The 3422-nt window shown below is 69.7% G+C and carries 5 protein-coding genes; 3 read left to right on the forward strand and 2 right to left on the reverse strand.

The window, feature by feature from the left end; genetic code table 11:
* The 3 genes from HUU96_RS13460 to HUU96_RS13470 all read left to right on the forward strand — a co-directional run.
* Nucleotides 1–477: winged helix-turn-helix domain-containing protein (locus tag HUU96_RS13460; protein WP_174293266.1), on the forward strand; the 477-nt coding region annotated here is incomplete at its 5' end.
* Nucleotides 478–598: 121 nt separating this feature from the next.
* Nucleotides 599–937 (forward strand): hypothetical protein, encoded by a 339-nt coding sequence (locus HUU96_RS13465; RefSeq protein ID WP_174293267.1) that lies wholly within the window; start codon nt 599–601, stop codon nt 935–937.
* A 147-nt stretch (nt 938–1084) separates the two neighbouring features.
* A complete protein-coding gene (locus HUU96_RS13470; RefSeq protein WP_174293268.1) occupies nt 1085–2113 on the forward strand; it encodes a hypothetical protein in 1029 nt (342 codons plus the stop codon).
* On the opposite strand, the gene HUU96_RS13475 is transcribed toward HUU96_RS13470, so the two are convergent.
* Both HUU96_RS13475 and epsC read right to left on the reverse strand, forming a co-directional pair.
* Nucleotides 2110–2451 carry a DUF2794 domain-containing protein gene (locus tag HUU96_RS13475; protein ID WP_174293269.1) on the reverse strand — a complete coding sequence of 114 codons (342 nt, stop codon included), beginning with the start codon at nt 2449–2451 and terminating at the stop codon, nt 2110–2112. The two genes, HUU96_RS13470 and HUU96_RS13475, sit on opposite strands and share 4 nt — an antisense overlap.
* On the reverse strand, nt 2451–3137 hold the full coding sequence (gene epsC / locus HUU96_RS13480; RefSeq protein ID WP_174293270.1) for a serine O-acetyltransferase EpsC: 687 nt from the start codon (nt 3135–3137) through the stop codon (nt 2451–2453). The genes HUU96_RS13475 and epsC overlap by 1 nt, the downstream gene beginning before the upstream one ends.
* Nucleotides 3138–3422: the final 285 nt, after the last annotated feature.

The following is a 3422-nucleotide window of genomic DNA, read 5'->3' on the forward strand; positions in this document are numbered from 1 at the left end:
CCCGCCACTGCCAACGTGCCGATCATCATGCTGACCGCGCGCGGCGAGGAGGAGGACCGGGTGCGTGGGCTGGAGACCGGTGCCGACGATTATGTCACCAAGCCCTTCTCCCCGCGCGAGCTGGTCGCGCGGGTCAACGCCGTGTTGCGCCGCGTGCGCCCCGCGCTGGCCGGCGAGGAGCTGGCCTATGCCGATATCGCGATGGACACGGTACGCCACCGGGTGGTGCGCGGCGGCCAGCCGGTGACGCTCGGCCCGACCGAGTTCCGGCTGCTCAAGCACTTCCTCGAACATCCCGGCCGCGTGTTCTCGCGCGAGCAGCTGCTCGACGCGGTATGGCCGCACGACAGCGACATCGAGAGCCGCACCGTCGACGTCCATATCCGCCGACTGCGCAAGGCGATCAACACCGATGGCCTGCCCGATCTGGTCCGCACGGTGCGGTCGGCCGGCTATGCGCTCGATCACGACGGCTGACGGCTTCCTTGAACAGCCGTAACGAATCGGCTGCGCAACGAAGGAGCCATCGCGATGTTGGGGCGTTCACACCGCCAGCACCCGCGCTTTCACGGCGTCGTGCAAGACGAGGAGATCCACCATGAAGACCATTATTCTGGCAGCAGCCGCGATGATCGCGGTCCCGCTCAGCGCGCAGACCACCCCAGCGAGCCCCACGACGCCCGATGGCGTGACGTCACCTTCGACGCCCGGCACGACCCAGCAGACCCAGGGGGCGACACCGCCGCCAGCGGACGCGTCGACTCCCGCCCCCGCAGCACCCGCCGACCAGTCGATGGCACCGACGCCTGCCACCCCGGCGGACACCGCGCCAGCACCGGCCCCGTCGACCGGCAAGCTGCCGGTGTGCCGCCAGGGGCAGTATACCGGCTGCCGCGAGGGGGCGACCGGGCACGCCAAGGCCAAGCACAAGCACTGATACGACCCGTATCGGCGGCGTTGCGGCCGCACAGCAAGGGGCGCTTCCCATTAGGGTTGCGCCCCTTTCCGCGTCTGGACATCCCCGACCTGCTGTATTGCAGCGGCAACACACCCCTGCTATGCTCGCTTGGCAGGAGGAGCCACCATGTACAGCGAGACCGATCTGGAAAGTGCCGTTGCGGCGGGAGCGATCACTCCCGCGAACGTGGCGGCGTTGCGAGCGCACGTCGCTGCGCGGCAAGCCGCCCCGGCAGTGGATGAAGAGCATTTTCGGCTGATCACCGGCTTCAACGACATCTTCGTGTCGATCGCGATCGCGCTGTTGCTGATCGCGCTGGGGCAGATCGGCGGACAGGTGACGTCGGGCCTGGGCGGCGCGCTGGTCGCCGCCGCCTCCTGGGGGCTGGCCGAGTATTTCACCGCGCGACGGCGCATGGCGCTGCCGAGCATCATCCTGCTGCTCACCTTCATTGGCGGGATCGGCGCGGCGTTGATCGGTGCGGTGGTGCCGCTCGACCATGGCTGGTCCGACCGGACGCACGCGCTGATCGGCGGCGGCATGGCGCTGGTCTGTGCCGCCGCGGCATGGCTGCACTGGCGGCGCTTCTCGGTGCCGATCACGGTCGCCGCCGGGGCCGCATCGCTGGTCGGCGTCGCGGTCGCGCTAGTGCTGGCGGCGGTGCCGGCCGCGAAGGACGCGGTGTGGCCGCTGCTGCTGATCGGCGGCGTCGCGGTGTTCGCGTTCGCGATGCGCTGGGACCTCAGCGATCCGGAGCGACGCACCCGCCGGGCCGATGTCGCCTTCTGGCTCCACCTCGTCGCGGCACCGCTGATCGCGCATCCGGTGTTCCAGATGCTAGGCGTGTTCGGTGGCGAGGTAACGCTGGCGACCGCGCTGATCGTGCTGGCGCTGTACCTCGCCTTTGCGTTCGTGGCGCTGGCAGTCGATCGTCGCGCGCTGCTGGTCTCGGGGCTCGTCTATGTGCTCTACGCGATGTACGCGCTGTTCCGGAGCGCGGGCGCGGTGGAGCTGTCGGCGGCGTTCACCGCGCTGATCATCGGCTCGGCGCTGCTGACGCTCTCCGCCTTCTGGCAGCCGATGCGGCGACTGGTGGTGGGTACGCTCGGCAGCCTCGCCGGGCGGCTGCCGCCGGTCGCGTTGCTGCCGGTCTAATCGACCAATTTCATCAGCCGGCGTTCGACCGGAGCCAGCACCGGCGGCAGGTCGTGGCCGCGCTTGACCACCGCGCCATGCTCGCCGACCAGCGCCCACATGCCCTGCTTCCCGCGCAGCGCCGGGCGTTTCTCGATGCGGAACTCGGGCCGCTCGGCGGCGCGGCGGAAGGCGGCGAAGACCGCGGCATCGCGGCCCAGCTCGATCGCATAGTCGCGCCAATGCCCGGCCGCGACCATCCGGCCGTACAGGTCGAGGATGCGCGACAGCTCCACCCGCTCGAAGCCGATCTGGCTTGGCCTGCCGAGCGGCGTCGGAAAGGGCGTGACGATCCCCATCAGGCTCGCCGGGCCCCCTCACCGTCGGTTTCGGCGAGCAGCGCGTCGAGCCGCTTGCGCATCACCTCCAGCTCGCAGCGCATCAGCTCCAGCTTCTGCGTGGCGGGATCGAACATCTCGCTGCACGGCGTTCCGTAGGGGACGAACCGCACCGGGGCCGCCTGCCCGCCCTCGACCATGGTCGGTCGCGCCGGGATGCCGACCATCACCGCACCCACCGGCACCTCGCGAGTCACCACCGCATTGGCCCCGATCCGCGCGCGCGGGCCGACCAGGATCGGCCCCAGCACCTGCGCGCCCGAGCCGATGATCACGCCGTCGGCGATAGTGGGATGGCGCTTGCCAGCCAGCCCGTTGTCGGGGCTGGTGCCGCCCAGCGTCACGCATTGATAGATGGTCACGTCGTCGCCGATATGTGCGGTCTCACCGATGACGACAAAGCCATGGTCGATGAACAAACGCCGGCCGATGGTCGCGCCGGGATGGATGTCGATCGCGGTCAGCGCCCGCGAGACGTGGTTGACCCAGCGCGCGAGGAAGAACAGCCCGCGCCCGAACAGCCAATGAGCGACTCGATGGAGGCTCAACGCCCAGACGCCCGGGTAAAGCAGGATTTCCGCGCGCGACCGCGGCGCGGGATCGCGCGCCCGGATCGAATCGAGATAGGCGGTGAGCGCACGCACCATGGTCGTCCCCTTGATGGCAGCCGACTTAGGAAACCGGTCCGGCGATTACCAGCGCGGCATGGCTCCAGGACCTCGTCGCACCTGCAAAAGGAAACCGGATCGCGGTTCGCTCGTATGTACTTCCGGTCTTGCGGCCGTAACGCCGCTTATCGGGAGAACGACCATGACCATTTCACGTCTACCGCTGCTGGCCGGCGCGCTGGCGCTGGCATCCGCCGCAACCGCCGGCATCGCCCAGACCAGCCCCAGCTCCAGCCCGGCCCCGTCCGCCTCGCCGACGGCCGG

It is taken from the genome of Sphingomonas bacterium, from assembly GCF_903644135.1.
Classification (GTDB): domain Bacteria; phylum Pseudomonadota; class Alphaproteobacteria; order Sphingomonadales; family Sphingomonadaceae; genus Sphingomonas.

Bases quoted from the DNA above. Each gene is read 5' to 3' on its own strand.
- HUU96_RS13465 (WP_174293267.1), top strand. From the start codon at position 599: ATGAAGACCATTATTCTGGCAGCAGCCGCGATGATCGCGGTCCCGCTC.
- HUU96_RS13470 (WP_174293268.1), top strand. From the start codon at position 1,085: ATGTACAGCGAGACCGATCTGGAAAGTGCCGTTGCGGCGGGAGCGATC.
- HUU96_RS13475 (WP_174293269.1), bottom strand. From the start codon at position 2,451: ATGGGGATCGTCACGCCCTTTCCGACGCCGCTCGGCAGGCCAAGCCAG.
- epsC (WP_174293270.1), bottom strand. From the start codon at position 3,137: ATGGTGCGTGCGCTCACCGCCTATCTCGATTCGATCCGGGCGCGCGAT.